The organism is Paraglaciecola psychrophila 170 (genome assembly GCF_000347635.1).
Classification (GTDB): domain Bacteria; phylum Pseudomonadota; class Gammaproteobacteria; order Enterobacterales; family Alteromonadaceae; genus Paraglaciecola; species Paraglaciecola psychrophila.
The window spans coordinates 3,950,373-3,964,331 of sequence record NC_020514.1 but is presented as its reverse complement, the minus strand read 5'-3'; the positions used below and the strand labels follow the sequence as shown (position 1 = coordinate 3,964,331).

General features: G+C 39.5%; 11 protein-coding genes. 7 read left to right on the top strand and 4 right to left on the bottom strand.

What is annotated here, in order from left to right; all coding sequences use genetic code 11:
- The first annotated feature begins 36 nt into the window (after window positions 1-36).
- The 3 genes from hscA to C427_RS17365 all read left to right on the top strand — a co-directional run bounded on the left by hscA (window position 37) and on the right by C427_RS17365 (window position 2,745).
- Entirely contained in the window at window positions 37-1,899 is a 1,863-nt protein-coding gene (gene hscA / locus C427_RS17375; RefSeq protein WP_007641173.1) for a Fe-S protein assembly chaperone HscA, read from the top strand.
- A 35-nt stretch (window positions 1,900-1,934) separates the two neighbouring features.
- Window positions 1,935-2,273, top strand: coding sequence for an ISC system 2Fe-2S type ferredoxin (fdx, locus tag C427_RS17370; RefSeq protein WP_007641174.1), 339 nt, complete (start codon window positions 1,935-1,937; stop codon window positions 2,271-2,273).
- A 172-nt stretch (window positions 2,274-2,445) separates the two neighbouring features.
- The gene (locus C427_RS17365) at window positions 2,446-2,745 is read left to right on the top strand and encodes a YebG family protein (RefSeq protein ID WP_007641175.1); all 300 of its coding nucleotides are present in this window, start codon (window positions 2,446-2,448) and stop codon (window positions 2,743-2,745) included.
- Window positions 2,746-2,777: 32 nt separating this feature from the next.
- On the opposite strand, the gene C427_RS17360 is transcribed toward C427_RS17365, so the two are convergent.
- From C427_RS17360 to C427_RS17345, 4 genes are all read right to left on the bottom strand, one after another.
- Complete coding sequence (locus C427_RS17360) at window positions 2,778-4,478, bottom strand: GNAT family N-acyltransferase (protein WP_007641176.1); 1,701 nt, start codon at window positions 4,476-4,478, stop codon at window positions 2,778-2,780.
- A 144-nt stretch (window positions 4,479-4,622) separates the two neighbouring features.
- Entirely contained in the window at window positions 4,623-7,238 is a 2,616-nt protein-coding gene (glnD, locus tag C427_RS17355) for a [protein-PII] uridylyltransferase (protein WP_007641177.1), read from the bottom strand.
- Window positions 7,239-7,362: 124 nt separating this feature from the next.
- Window positions 7,363-8,154 carry a type I methionyl aminopeptidase gene (gene map, locus C427_RS17350; protein ID WP_007641178.1) on the bottom strand — a complete coding sequence of 264 codons (792 nt, stop codon included), beginning with the start codon at window positions 8,152-8,154 and terminating at the stop codon, window positions 7,363-7,365.
- Between the two features lie 984 nt (window positions 8,155-9,138).
- Window positions 9,139-10,329 (bottom strand): hypothetical protein, encoded by a 1,191-nt coding sequence (locus tag C427_RS17345; protein WP_007641180.1) that lies wholly within the window; start codon window positions 10,327-10,329, stop codon window positions 9,139-9,141.
- 297 nt (window positions 10,330-10,626) lie between these two features.
- On the opposite strand from C427_RS17345, the gene rpsB reads away from it, so the two are divergent.
- The 4 genes from rpsB to frr all read left to right on the top strand — a co-directional run bounded on the left by rpsB (window position 10,627) and on the right by frr (window position 13,941).
- Window positions 10,627-11,358, top strand: a complete 732-nt coding sequence (rpsB, locus tag C427_RS17340) for a 30S ribosomal protein S2 (RefSeq protein WP_007641192.1) — start codon at window positions 10,627-10,629, stop codon at window positions 11,356-11,358.
- Between the two features lie 166 nt (window positions 11,359-11,524).
- Window positions 11,525-12,397 (top strand): translation elongation factor Ts, encoded by an 873-nt coding sequence (gene tsf, locus C427_RS17335; RefSeq protein WP_007641194.1) that lies wholly within the window; start codon window positions 11,525-11,527, stop codon window positions 12,395-12,397.
- Window positions 12,398-12,618: 221 nt separating this feature from the next.
- Window positions 12,619-13,362 carry a UMP kinase gene (gene pyrH / locus C427_RS17330; protein ID WP_007641197.1) on the top strand — a complete coding sequence of 248 codons (744 nt, stop codon included), beginning with the start codon at window positions 12,619-12,621 and terminating at the stop codon, window positions 13,360-13,362.
- A 21-nt stretch (window positions 13,363-13,383) separates the two neighbouring features.
- Complete coding sequence (gene frr / locus C427_RS17325) at window positions 13,384-13,941, top strand: ribosome recycling factor (protein WP_007641199.1); 558 nt, start codon at window positions 13,384-13,386, stop codon at window positions 13,939-13,941.
- Window positions 13,942-13,959 lie beyond the last annotated feature (18 nt).

The following is a 13,959-nucleotide window of genomic DNA, read 5'->3' as shown; positions in this document are numbered from 1 at the left end:
TTTATTCATTGCAACCTAAAAGAAACGAATTAGACCATGGCATTTTTGCAAATATCTGAACCCGGGCAAAGTACCGTTCCTCATCAACGAAAATTAGCGGTTGGTATCGATTTAGGTACCACCAACTCATTAGTGGCATCTGTACGAAGTGGCGAAGCACTGACGTTGCCAGATGCCCAAGGTAGACATTTATTACCTTCTGTAGTCAGGTATTTATCCGACTCAGAAGTGATCGGACAAGAAGCCAAGCAACAGGCAAGCATCGACCCGTCTAACACTATTGTGTCAGTGAAACGTTTTTTAGGTCGTTCTGTTAAAGACATCCAAGCCGCTTACCCAAATTTACCTTATCAATTCACTGACTCTTTATCGCCAGTGATGACTGTTGCTTCGGGTGATGTAAACCCCGTTCAGGTATCAGCAAAAATATTAAATGAACTTAAAAAGCGTGCCGAAAAAACTTTGGGTGATGAATTACAAGGTGCAGTCGTTACAGTGCCTGCTTATTTTGACGATGCTCAGCGCCAAGGTACCAAGGATGCCGCGACTCTAGCAGGTTTGAAAGTTCTACGTTTACTCAACGAACCTACAGCTGCAGCCGTCGCTTATGGTTTGGATTCGGGCCAAGAAGGTATTATTGCTGTGTATGATTTAGGTGGCGGTACCTTTGACATTTCTATTTTGCATTTAAGCAAAGGGGTATTTGAAGTACTTTCTACAGGTGGTGATTCTGCACTGGGCGGTGATGACTTTGATGCCTTACTGGTAGATTTTATCCGTCAAAAAAGTGATTTGACGGGAGCGTTATCTAAAAATTTACATCGGACTTTACTAGATAAGGCAAAAGAGGCAAAAGAAGTATTAAGTCATGAATCTGTGTTTACTGTGCAGTTTGAAGATGACACAGGCAAACACCATTCGGTGTTGATCAGTATCGACACATTTGAATCGCTTATTGCCCCTTTGGTTAAGAATACTCTACGAGCCTGCCGTCGAGCACTAAAAGACGCCGAACTAGAAAAGCAGCAAGTAATTGAAGTGGTGATGGTAGGTGGTTCGACACGCGTGCCTTTAGTCTGTCAACAAGTAGGTGATTTTTTCGAACGTACTCCGCTTACCTCTATCGACCCTGATAAAGTAGTCGCTATCGGCGCAGCCATTCAAGCTGATATTTTGGTGGGCAACAAACCTGACAGTGATATGTTACTGCTAGATGTTTTGCCTTTGTCTTTGGGTATAGAAACTATGGGCGGCTTGACTGAAAAAGTGATTCAGCGCAACACCACTATCCCCGTTGCCAAAGCACAAGAGTTCACTACCTTCAAAGACGGGCAAACTGCCATGATGGTGCATGTTGTTCAGGGTGAACGTGAGTTGGTTAAGGACTGCCGCTCCCTTGCAAAATTCACATTACGTGGCATTCCACCTATGGCCGCTGGAGCTGCTCATATTCGGGTGACGTTTCAAGTTGATGCCGATGGCTTGTTAAATGTTAGCGCAATGGAAAAGTCTACTGGCGTGCAGGCAGAAATTCAGGTGAAGCCATCATATGGTTTAGAAGATAGCGAAATTGCCAATATGCTAAAAGCATCTATGGATAATGCTCAAGAAGACATGCAAGCGCGTATGCTTAAAGAACAACAAGTTGAAGCTGCTAGAGTGCAAGAAAATTTGCAAGGGGCACTAGATTTAGATGGGCAGGCCTTACTTGATACCTCAGAAATCCAAGCCATTGCAGTAGGGCTCACTAATCTTAATGAACTGGCCAAAGGTACAGACAAAGAAGCAATTAAAGCCGCTATCAAACAATTAGATAAGTTGAGCGAGAACTTTGCACAAAAACGCATGGACCAATCGATTAAACGTGCCTTCTCTGGCCAATCGGTTGACCGTATATAAATTAAATAATTTTACTGAATATTAGGAATGTAAATATGCCACAAGTAATTTTTTTACCTCATGATGAGTTGTGCCCAGATGGTGCTGTTTTAGAAGGTGAAAAAGGTATCTCAGTATTAAATCTTGCTTTGCAAAACGGAATTGGTATTGAACACGCCTGCGAAAAAGTATGTGCTTGCACCACTTGTCATATCATCGTGCGTGAAGGCTTTGACTCCTTAAAAGAAGGGGACGAATTGGAAGAAGATATGTTAGATAAAGCCTGGGGCCTAGAGCCTGATTCTAGACTAGGCTGCCAAGCGATTATTCAAGATGAAGATTTAGTAGTAGAGATCCCTAAATACACAGTGAATATGGTGAGTGAAGGGCATTAGGCCTAGAATTACTGATTGTTATTTTGTTAATAGAGCCAGCAATACGCTGGTTTTTTTATGCTTAGGAACTAAGGTTCTTTATATAGCGATATAGTAGATTACAATTAACTGTTTTTATATACAGTATTTGTGATAGTCTAATACTCTAAAGTTAAATAAGAGAGAGCAAATTATGGCCGTAATCACACGTTATGTAGTTGAACACAAAGGGGTGGAGAAGTTTGTGACCGCAGATAAAAAAGAAGCCGACCAATACGATAAAATGCTCGATGTTGCAGATAATCTTAGTGAGTACATTGAAGGCAAAGGCATTAAGATTGAGCAGTCTGTATTGGAAGAGTTATCTATTATGTTGTCTAAAAATAAAGATTCTCTTTCCAAGTTGTTGAAAGGCATTACAGCCGATGTCTTATTGACTGAAGAAAAGGCGGATGTAGTAGATATTGAGGCGAAAAAGGCAAAGAAGGCTTAATAGGCACATCAATGTTTTCGCCTAAATAATTACTATTTTGACATATAGCGTGCTCTTTTTTTCGGCTTTAAGGTATCCAGATCAGCCAATACTAGACCATCTATACAATGGTTGAAATCTGGGTCTATATTAAAGTCTAAAAAGTGCACACCGCCTTCTTGATAAGTCTCGGTGTATTGCTTGTATAGTGTCGGAACAACCATGCCCATATTGGAAAGTTGGTGTTTAAGTTGAATGAAATCGGCTTTATAGTTTTCACCAGTGAAGTTATGTTGGTAATTAATTGGCAACAAATAAGGCATTTTTGATTGAGCAATTTTGTTAAAACAGCCGAAATATAATGTATAAAACTGTACTAACAAATCTTTAGCTGCTTTTGGGTAGTGGTCGCTTAGGCTAACTGCCCCAAATAGATACCGGAAGTTAGGATGGCGCTTCAAAAATGCACCTAAACCAAACCATAAATAGTCTAGGCTGCGTTTACCCCAATATTTAGGCTGCACAAAGCTTCTGCCTAGCTCTAGTCCTTGTTCAAAATATAGAGTCATTTCAGGGCCATAATCAAATAGGCTGGCTGAATATAATCCTTTAATTGTATGTTTCTTAATAATGTTTTTGGCATCCCCAAAACGATATGCACCAGCAATTTCTAAATCGTCTTTGTCCCATAGGATAAGGTGATAGTAATGTGCATCGTATGAGTCGATATCACGGCGCTTATTAGTTCCTTCTCCCACTGCTCTAAAGGCTATTTCACGCAACCGGCCAATTTCTCGTAAAATGGGACTGCTGGTTTTATGCTCGTAGAGGTACATTACTTTGCCGTCAGTGGTTTCACCCAAATGTTCACATTCATTTTTTAATGCATAATAAAGTTCTGCACGATTTTCAGCTGGAGCAATGGCTTTTTGGGTTTTAAATACGCCATTCTTTCCGTGACCAATTTTGTAAAGGTGCTTTTTAAATAATGCTACATGTTGAAGACGGTCTATCTTATTATTGTTGTACGATTCAAATGGGATCAGTTCACCGATTCGCATGGGTAAATGTTGACGTTTATGTTTGAACATTTCTTTAACTAACATCATGCTGGCTAAAGGTTTATACAACATAGATAGTCCATAAAACAATCGCGAGTTTTTAGCATCAATAAATACCGGTAAAACTGGGGATTTAGCTTGTTTGGCAATCCGTAAAAAACCGCTTTGCCAGTGTACGTCTCTGATACCTTGTGGTCGTAAACGGGACACTTCACCAGCAGGAAAAACAATCACTACTGCTTCATGTTGAAGGTGTTTTTGAATATTAAGAATATTATCTTTGGCAGTACTACCTTGCATATTATTGACTGGCAATAATAACGGGTGCAGTGGCGTAAGTGCCATTAACATCTGGTTCGCAACGACCTTAATATCCTGTCTGACTTCACTGATTAATTTGATTAAGGCTAATGCATCTAGCGATCCTATTGGATGATTAGCAATAATCACTAATCTACCTTTATTGGGTATCCGCTCTTTCTCAACATCACGCGTTGAATAGCTAATGTTGAAATATTCAAGTACCTGCTCAACAAAATCTAGCCCCTGATAATGAGGATAATCTACAGCAAACTCTTGCATCTCTCTTTCGTGTAGCAAATGTTTAAGCACATAGCCAAGGGTTTTAGAAAGAATGGGTTTATTGGCTACTCGTGGATAGTGTTTTTCAAGGACGTCAGAAACGTTAAACATACTAATACCTTTAGATATGTAGTTAAATATCTAAAGGGTAAAGATCTTTTATGACAATTCGACGCAATTAAAACGGTAATTGGATGACAGTGTTTAATGCCCCTTAGCAAGTGTGCATGCCAGAGGCGTTAAGTATCGGTACAGTTAATCTAAAGCTTCACATAATCGTTTCTTAAGCTGAACTTGTTCAGCTTGAGTCAGTGGCTGGTCAAATTCGTTGCTCACAATAAACAAATCTTCTGCACGTTCCCCAATAGTGGATATTTTGGCTTGGTGTAATTTGAAATTAAGCGCAATAAATTGTTCACTGATATTAGCGAGCAACCCGGGTGCATCTAAGGCTTCAAGCTCAACCAACGTGACATTGGTCTGGCTAGGGTAAAATCTAATTTTAGTTTTCACATCTAACTGCTTCATTTGTCGAGACATTTTACGTCTGTTGATGTGCTTTTCGCCGGGTTTGTTTAACTGGGTTTCTACGGCATCTCGTAGACTATCTAAGCGTGATTCAGAGGTGATCCTATCGCCGTTATGTTCAAAAATAATAAAGCTATCAAACATAAAGCCATCTTGGGTACGCATAATTTGTGCATCATGTATGGAACAGTTTCGGCTGTCTAGAACAGAGGCTATTTGTGCAAACATCATAGACCTGTCTTTTCCATAGACAATAAGCTCAGCTCCGGCTTTAGATGTATTCGCACTGGTGCCGACCAGCAAAAATTCGTCTGTCATCGGGTGTGCGGCTAAAATGAGATTGGCATGCCATGCAATTTGCGTAGGCTTGAAACGAGCAAAATAATCACCGCTAAGACGTTTCCAAAACTGTAGTATTTGGGTCTCGTTCATACCGTTGTCAAGCATGGAAGCCATTGCTTTGGATTGGTGTTCGCTAATTCTGTCTTGTAAGGCCACTTTGCACTCTAAACCATTGTCTAGAGCTTTCTGTGTAAGCAAGTACAACTCTCTTAAAAGTGTTGCTTTCCAATCGTTCCAGAGGTTGTCATTGGTTGCCCGTATATCTGCGAGAGTTAAAACATACAAGTGATTTAAATTGTTGTGTGTACGCACCGCTTGTGCAAACTCGTTGATAACCGTTGGATCATAAATATCTCGTCTTTGTGCGACAACAGACATTAACAGGTGGCTTTCTACTAACCATCTAATCAGTTCGGTATCTATGGCATTGATACCATGATGACGACAAAATTCTTTTACGTCTATTGCACCGAGTTTAGAGTGATCACCATTTCGGCCCTTGCCGATATCGTGGTAAATAGCTGCAATGTATAATACCTCTGGTTTATCCAAGTTTTTTACTATGTTTCCACAACGGGGGAATTCTTTATTGTCAGGTTGCGAATAATGATAAATATTTTTTACAAGACGATGCGTATGTTCGTCGACTGTGTAGGCATGGAATAAATCAAATTGCATCATGCCCACAATGTGATCCCATTCTGGGATATAGGCCTGTAAAATTCCATGTTTATGCATAATATCCCAACCTAATGCGAAGAAGTTAGGGTGTTGGGCTAGTTGTAATAACAACTCACGACATGCGATTCGTTCTACATAATATTGTTTGCGAAACTTTCGTCTGGCCAAGCGTAATTGACGTAAGCAACTCGAGTGTAAGTCTTCTACTTGAGGAGTATCTGCAATCAGTAAAAGAAATTGTAAAATGGCTTCAGGAGAGCCAAATACGTTTTCTTTGGTAGGAGCAATATACCCGTCGAGTAGTTCAAAATCTGTATTAATATTGGTTTGTTGTTTAACATTTAAATTGAGTACGTCTTGACTAAAACGCTGCATTAACATTTTATTTAATTCACTGATGCGCCTAACTGTTCTGAAAAAGGACTTCATCATCCTTTCTACTGAGGCTTTACCTTCATCGCCATAGCCTAGTCGCATGGCAACATCTGTCTGGTAGTCAAACAATAAACGATTTTCGCTGCGACCAGCCACTATGTGTAAAGCGAACCGAATTCGCCAAAGGTTTTCACGACATTCTATTAATTCATCAAACTCTTGCTGATTGAAATAACCATGCGCAACTAGGTCTTTGCCGTCAGTAGCGTTAAAATGCTTCTTTGCGACCCAACCTATAGATTGTATATCTCTTAAACAGCCTGGGCTTTCTTTTACGTTAGGCTCTAAGTTATATGAGGTGTCTTTGAATTTTCGATGACGTTGTTTTTGTTCTTGATATTTTGCCAAGAAAAAATCTTTACTACTCCAATAACCACGTGAACTTAGTTTATCTTGTAAACCTTCAAATGTAGCCTGACAGCCACTTAATAATCTCGCTTCGACTAGATTTGTGGCGATAGTGACGTCTTGCTTAGCCAATAAAAATGTTTCTTTAATGGTGCGAACCGATTGACCGACATCTAAGCCAATATCCCATAAAAGTGTTATGAACCGACTAATACGTTCTTGTTGTTGTTTAGACAGTAATTTCTTACTCAGAAGTAATAAATCGATATCTGAATGAGGTTGAAGTTGGCCTCGTCCATATCCACCTACAGCAATTAATGCTAAATGTGGCTCTTTATGCAAATCCATCAACTGCCAAATATGCCTTAATAATGCATCGACTAATGTGGCTCTCCCTAACACCAATCCGGTTACTTCTCCTGTTCCCAATTCACTATCTAGCCATTCATAGCTATTTGCGACTATGGTTTTGTAGGCAGCAATATTATCTATACTGTTAATCAGTTTTATTTGGCTAAGTAAGCTTTGTAGAGACAATGTGAATACCTTTAAATGAATGGCACAAATTACGTGAATCAAGGGTAATAACAAATAACTATTTACGGCAAGCAATAATTATTTATTATAAAGTTTGATTGGTTTTAGCTAGCCCAATTCTGGACTAGTGGTTGATAATACGATCGATCTCTTCGTCATCTCGTAAAGTCAGTATTTCGACGCCGTTTGCAGTAACTAATAAAGTATGTTCCCACTGCGCGCTTAGGCTTCTGTCTTTGGTGACTACAGTCCATTTATCGGGCAATACTTTTGAATACCGTTTACCCGCGTTGATCATTGGTTCAATAGTAAAACACATGCCTTCTTCAAGTATTTCTCCGGTGTTAGGTTTTCCGTAGTGCACTACTTGAGGCTCTTCATGAAAGTTAGCACCTATGCCGTGACCACAATATTCACGCACAATTGAATAGTTGTGACTTTCAGCATATTCCTGAATAGCATGTCCAATGTCCCCTAAACGTATGCCTGGTTTGACCATTTTAATACCTTTATAAAGTGACTCTTGTGTCACCCGGATTAGTCTTTCAGTCATTATGGAAGGTTTGCCGACCACAAACATTTTTGATGTGTCGCCGTGATAACCGTCTTTAATCACCGTTACATCAATATTGACAGAATCACCCTCTTTAAGTTGCTTATCTGCAGGGATACCATGACATATAACGTGGTTGACCGAAGTACAAATAGATTTTGGAAAAGGCGGGTTACCATAATGAAGAGGAGCAGGAATACACTTTTGTACATCGACAATGTAGTCATGACAAATCTTATCCAACTCATTGGTGGTTACACCTTTTTTGACATATTCACCGATCATTTGTAATACATCTGCGGCGAGGCGACCAGCAACGCGCATTTTTTCGATTTCAGCTGTAGTTTTAATTGTGGCGGACAATGCTTTATTCCTACTAAATACAATTCATTTGATAACTCTATTGTATCTTTTCGTAGTGTATCCCGCCATAGCTGAATAAATATGCTTACTAAATTTACACCTTTTGTAGATGCGTTATAGGTGCGAAATTTCTACTCTTGCCGTGTGTTTTGTTTAGGTTTGTGTGTTGTTCCCTCAAAAAGACAAATTGTATATCCTATAAATGGTTAATTAAAACAATGGTTTAATAGGTTGGCTTGAAGCTGGCTTAGGTACTAGGTAACATTAATCTAACAGGACTATTTATTATTGAAATTTTCAACGCTATTCTAAAATCCCACGAAAAAAAGCGCTTGCTAATGAGAACTTTAGTTGAAATGTCAGGCGATAAGGAAAAACTAAGTTATTATTTTAAAGAATTAAAATAATAACTTAGTTTTCATTCGGTTGCCGAATAGGGGCATTTACATGCTCAGTTGATGGAATCTGACAATACGATCGAAGATCCAAGGCACGGCATTGCTGAACATCATGTGAAATCTTAGCTAATTGAAAAATTTGAAGAAGTTGATATGAGCTCTTCAGCATTCCATGAAAACAGTGTGAGAGCATGTTCTTCACAATTTGTGTAAAGAAGAATGAATTGTATGTAGAAGAAAAGTAATTTCAAACACACCGATAATGTACTAGATAGCCAATAAAAAGTTGAGTTGGCAGATGATTACAAAAGAAAATGAAGCAATAACGATAATCAGCACTGCTTAATATTAAAAATAGTCAACTAACTGGGTGCCTATATTGGTAGGGGTCGGCGATTTCAAATCTCGTCATCTCTTACACCAAGGTAGTTATTAGCAATACCCAGCAAAACATCAGTCGAAATATCTAATGCGTTTTTATCGATTAACGTTAATCAATTCTCATTGGCTACAGCGCCCTCTAAAATGCAAGAGTTCGATTTACATAACATTTTCGAATGACACCATAACAGATTGTCCCTTGTGGTTATTTTTCTGCTTTCATCTTAAAAGTATGCAGTAATCCAACCACCATAAAGATCGTCATTACAAGGATTATGTGTTCACCCATCGCATGATAGAGGAGTGCATACAATCCACCTAACAGCAAAAGAATATAACCCACCATCGTATTTGCTGCAGATACATAAAGCGTACGCTGGCTTCCTTGGGCAATATCTAACATATAAGTTTTGCGCCCAGTGCGGATCCCTGCATATCCAAGATTGAGCACAAAAAATAGCAAAACATCAATTAGCCAATTATTAAATGATGTAACAAAGTAAAATGTTATCGAGGCGGACACACATACCAACGTAGCGAAAAACAGCGTTCTTATTGCACTTTTATCTGCCATTTTTCCCCATAAATACGAGCTGATGAAGTCAGCCAGAGCGCTGGCTATTATGAAGTAGGGTAATTGAAAAAAGTCGTTACTGGTGGCAGATGCATTAACAAAGAAAGGTGCAATGAGCGCTGCGTGAAGCAATAAACAACGACTAATGATCAATTGCCTTAAATCAGCTTGTTGATGGATTGTTTTCCAAAGACTCTTGCCTGAGTTTAAATCCGTTTCGTCATCGGTTAAATTAGCTGTTAAACCAATTGATAACAGTAGACTAATAATGAACAGAGCAGCGGAAAAGGTAATTAATAACTGAATTGCCAAGATGTTCATATCTTGTGGAGAAAAAAGGAGGAGTCCGGCAGTAACGAGTGATAAAAGGCCAGACAATGATGAAGCAATGCCTACTAGTTTGCCTCGTTGGCCCTTTTCAATGTTCAATCCTTGTATATCTTTCATACTCAAAGAGCTGAGAGAACGACCTAGACTAAGAAACAACAAAGAAACAAGAATTAATAAACCTGCTATCAAAGCTTCAGTAAAGATTGCTGAAACGAGCATAAAGGAAATAGAACAAGCCTGAATGACGATCCCCCATCTCCAAATAACTAATCTATTGTGGATATGACTGGTCTTTTTTTTGAGTGGCCATTGCGGAATTAAAGATCCAGACTCCCTTATCGGTACTAACATCGATACAATCCAAGTAGGTGCACCTAAACTAGCCAAGAGCCAAGGTAGAGTGGTTTTAGCCGAGATCAATAAATCAGCTAACTTGCCACAAGTCGCAATTGATATCAGTTGCGAAAATGTTTTTCGTTTATTTTGATTCACCGCAGATCCAAGTTTTTATTTAGTAAAATCTTATGCTTAGGTTAAAGATTTTTGATTGATTTTAAAAGACTTTGTTGAGACTTTACTTGTAAGCAGTCCATCCCCATGCTATAAAGCGCACCGCTGAAATTAATGAGGGTGAGAACCCCACGTAATTATCGCGAAGCAGCTAATATTATTAGCGTAAATATCACACATACATCGACACATTTTTCGGGGTGTCTACTAAGAGCTAATCTAAGTGGATCGAGAACTGGGATGTATGGAGGCCTAACCCCATATTGAGGAATCTTTATAATGGCAAATGTATCTATGCGCGACATGCTTCAGGCAGGCGTACACTTTGGACACCAAACTCGTTACTGGAACCCAAAAATGAAACCTTTCATTTTCGGCTCACGTAATAAAGTTCATATCATTAATCTTGAAAAAACTGTTCCTATGTTCAACGAAGCACTTAACTTTGTTGGCGGCATAGCTTCCAAGAAAGGTAAAATTCTTTTTGTTGGAACTAAACGTGCAGCAAGTGATGCCGTGAAAGACGCAGCAGACAAATGTGACCAATTTTATGTTAACAAACGCTGGTTAGGCGGTATGTTAACTAACTGGAAAACAGTTCGTCAGTCAATCAAACGTTTAAAAGAACTTGAGCAACAAAGTCAAGACGGAACGTTTGAAAAATTGACCAAAAAAGAAGTGTTAATGCTTACGCGCGAAATGACCAAGCTTGAAACTAGCCTTGGTGGAATCAAAAACATGGGTGGTTTACCAGACGTGTTATTCGTTGTTGATGCAGACCACGAACACATTGCTATTACTGAAGCAGGCAACTTGGGTATCCCAGTTGTTTCAATCGTTGATACTAATTCAAACCCAGATGGTGTTGATTACATCGTACCTGGTAATGACGATGCTATCCGTGCCGTTCAACTTTATTTGAATGCTGCAGCTGACGCTGTTATTAATGGTCGTGATCAAAACCTAGAAGCGCAAGCTGAAAAAGGTGAGTTCGTAGAAGCGGCTGAGTAATTACTCCAACGTTTAGCGACACTGTAGATATCGATAAACTCGATACCTAACACGAATAAATCAAACGGGGGCCTTTGCCCCTGTTTTTAAATGTTTAATTTCATATGATTTGTTTAATTGATTAGTTTGAATGAATCATACAAATTATTTAGGTGAGGAAACGAAAATGGCAGTGACTGCAGCCCTAGTAAAAGAATTGCGTGAGCGTACAGCCGCCGGCATGCTTGATTGTAAAAAAGCCTTAGTTGAAACTGATGGTGATATTGAGCTAGCAATTGAAAATATGCGTAAAAATGGTCAAGCGAAAGCCGCTAAAAAAGCGGGGCGTATTGCCGCTGAAGGCGTGATCTTGACTAAAGTTGCTAAAGGCGTAGCAACTATGATGGAAGTTAACAGTGAAACTGATTTCGTTGCTCGTGATGATGGTTTCGTTAAGTTCGGTCAAAAATTGATTGAAACTGCATTTGCAAATAAAATCAACGACATTGACACATTGAACAACACCGAAGTCGATGGTGTTAAAATCAGTGATTTACGTGACAATTTAGTCGCTAAAATTGGTGAAAATATCAGCCCTCGTCGTGTTGTAACGGTTGAAGGCGATAACCTTGGCGCTTATGTTCACAGCGCACGTATTGGTGTTATCGCGATTTTACAAGGTGGAGATGAAGAATTAGCGAAAGACATCGCCATGCATGTTGCCGCTTCTAGCCCGCAATTTGTTAGGCCTGAAGATGTGTCTGCTGAAGTGGTAGCCAAAGAAAAAGAAATTCAGCTGGATATCGCTCTTCAATCTGGAAAACCACCTGAAATTGCAGAAAAAATGGTTGCTGGTCGTATGAAAAAGTTTACTGGTGAAATCAGTTTGACTGGTCAACCTTTCGTAAAAGATCCTTCTATTCTTGTGGCTGATTTACTTAAATCAAAAGGCGCTGACGTAATTAACTTCGTGCGTTTTGAAGTAGGTGAAGGTATCGAGAAAAAAGAAGAAGACTTTGCTGCTGAAGTTGCTGCGCAAATGGCAGCCGTTAAAAAATAATAATGTCACAGACATAAATACTAATATCGATTTTAATTCACGCTGAAACATGCATTTTAAAGTTGTTTGGGTATAATACTGGCACCTCAATCTGAGGTGCTTTTTTATATATACCTGTGTTGTTTTAAATCTATTATTTTGAAACGACACAGGTATATGTAGAATAGGCTTACAGGCCCTTTAACATCAACGCCGTTCATCACCTTAAGGAATATCAGTCTATGAGTATCGCACCTAAGTCCGCTTATCGAAGAATATTGTTAAAACTCAGTGGTGAAGCACTTATGGGAGATGAAGGTTTTGGCATCGACCCTAAAGTGTTAGAACGTATGGCTCAAGAAATTAAAGAAATAGTTGAGCTTGGGGTTGAAGTGGGTTTGGTTATAGGTGGTGGTAACCTTTTTCGGGGCGAAGGTTTGGCTAAAGCTGGCATGAACCGTGTAGTCGGCGACCATATGGGGATGTTGGCTACCGTTATGAACGGTCTTGCAATGCGTGATGCACTGCACCGTGCTTTTGTTAACGCCCGTCTCATGTCAGCCATCCCATTAAATGGTGTGTGTGACAATTATAACTGGGCAGAGGCAATCAGTTTACTCAAATCCGGTCGCGTTGTGATCTTTTCTGCCGGTACTGGGAATCCGTTTTTTACCACTGACTCTGCTGCTTGCTTACGCGGCATTGAAATCGAGGCTGATGCGGTGTTAAAAGGCACTAAAGTAGATGGTGTCTACGACGACGACCCAGCTACAAACCCAGAAGCTAAATTATACAAAGTATTATCTTACGATGAAGTGTTAGACAAAGAATTAAAAGTAATGGATTTGGCTGCCTTTACTCTCGCTCGTGATCATAATGTGCCCATTCGTGTCTTTAACATGAATACACCTGGCTGTATGAGAGCGGTTGTGATGGGCGAAGATGTAGGTACGTTGATCTGTCATACTGAAGCAATAAATAAATAAAGTAGAAATAGGAAAACTATCGTGATTGACGAAATTAATGATGATGCGCGTCAGCGCATGGAAAAAAGTATTAATGTTTTGAAGGGGCAACTTTCAAAAATTCGAACCGGCCGAGCACATCCTAGCTTACTAGATAACATTATGGTGCCTTATTACGGAACAGACACGCCACTTAAACAGCTGGCCAATATCATTGCAGAAGATTCGCGGACGTTAGCATTAACTGTGTTTGATAAGAGTTCAGCAAAAGCAGTTGAAAAAGCCATTATGCAGTCGGATTTAGGGCTAAATCCTATGAGTGCCGGTTCTGTAATGCGTATTCCAATGCCTGCTTTGACTGAAGAACGTCGTAAAGATTTAATTCGTGTCGTGCGCAACGAAGCTGAGCAAGGTAAGGTGGCTATTCGTAATATTCGACGTGATGCCAATAGCGACATAAAAGAATTATTGAAAGAAAAAGAAATCAGTGAAGATGATAGCCGCCGTGGTGAAGACGATGTGCAAAAATTAACGGATGCTTTTGTAAAAGAAATTGATGAGATTTTAGTGGCAAAAGAAAAAGACTTGATGGAAGTGTGATTGAGTTGTAATTGATAA